Annotated in this window: 2 protein-coding genes; both read right to left on the bottom strand. The window is 46.0% G+C overall.

Features of this window, described 5'->3' with window-relative positions; translation table 11 throughout:
- Positions 1–17 precede the first annotated feature (17 nt).
- Positions 18–647: an IS630 family transposase gene (locus D0T87_RS24330; RefSeq protein ID WP_370526968.1), complete on the bottom strand. Its 630-nt coding sequence runs from the start codon at positions 645–647 to the stop codon at positions 18–20.
- The gene (locus D0T87_RS24325) at positions 617–1,030 is read right to left on the bottom strand and encodes a helix-turn-helix domain-containing protein (protein ID WP_203558773.1); all 414 of its coding nucleotides are present in this window, start codon (positions 1,028–1,030) and stop codon (positions 617–619) included. Before D0T87_RS24325 ends, D0T87_RS24330 begins: the two co-directional genes overlap by 31 nt.
- Positions 1,031–1,104: the final 74 nt, after the last annotated feature.

Below are 1,104 nucleotides of genomic sequence, written 5' to 3'. Positions count from 1 at the left end.
TAAGTAACTTTTCATAATTAAGCAGCATTATGCGCATAGTTAATTCTCAGCCCTTTCCCTATTGCGGCCAACACCCTGTTGGTTGCGTAGAAGAGCGTATCAGCACAGGTATAGTCTTGTGGTCTAATCCATTTTCCTTTCATTACCCTCCAGAGGGTTTCTATAATGTTCAAATGGGGAGAATAGGGAGGAATGTAGAAGATAAAGAGTCCTCGCTTTTCCCAGATGGGTCGCCTCTGTCGGATTATTGTGTTTCTGTGCACGCTTGCATTGTCGAGTACGACAAATGTCTTTTTATCGAGTCCGAAGGAGAGCTGTTCGAGGAAATCGGCAATCTTCGTGGCATCAATAGGCTCACTTGTGCAGAAGCCTTCGAAGCTGTTGTCACGACTGGTCATCCCAAAGATATTGAGCCTTTTGGCTCTTTCCGAAGGAATATATATGTTTTCTCCCGGAAACTGCCATCCGTAAGGAACGTAGCCTTCAGTACAAACATGGGATTCATCGCCATAGAAGAGATTGATCTCTCCCTTTGCATAAAGCGTTTCAAGTTCTTGCAACTTCTGGGTCTTATACGCGTAGAGTTGCGGCGAGGGAATACCCCTTGGACGTTTTCTTATACGTCTATATCTTGCGCCAAGGCGGATAAAAAACGCCTGAAAGTCAGTTCGCTCGCTTCTTTTCCCGAAGATTGTTGCCAGGCTTCCTTGGCAGCACGAACACTTTGTCGGTCTGATTCGATGGCTTTGCGGACTGCTTCCTCGTCCGAACAGTCCATGATGGGCTTGCGACCTTGCCCCGGACGGGTGTGCAATCCTTGGACTCCATCCTCTATGAATCGCTTCACCCAGCCATTGACACTTTGGGCCGTCATTTCTGTCTGCTCTCCCACACGGACGGAACTTAAACCTTCTGATTTGAGCAATACAGCGCGACAACGCATGCGAAAACAATGGCTCTCGCCGTTGCGGAAACCAAAAGAGAGTGCTTTCCGCTCGGATTCTGTCAATGGTAATATCGTGATTTTCATTCGCATCTATATTTTGTATGATGCGAAGATACGACAGTTTTATTATATGTGAAATAATTATGAACATCTACTTA

This window comes from Bacteroides sp. 51, from assembly GCF_010500965.1.
Lineage (GTDB): Bacteria > Bacteroidota > Bacteroidia > Bacteroidales > Bacteroidaceae > Bacteroides.
Note: the sequence above shows the minus strand (reverse complement) of the source record. Positions and strands in the feature narration are given on the sequence as shown.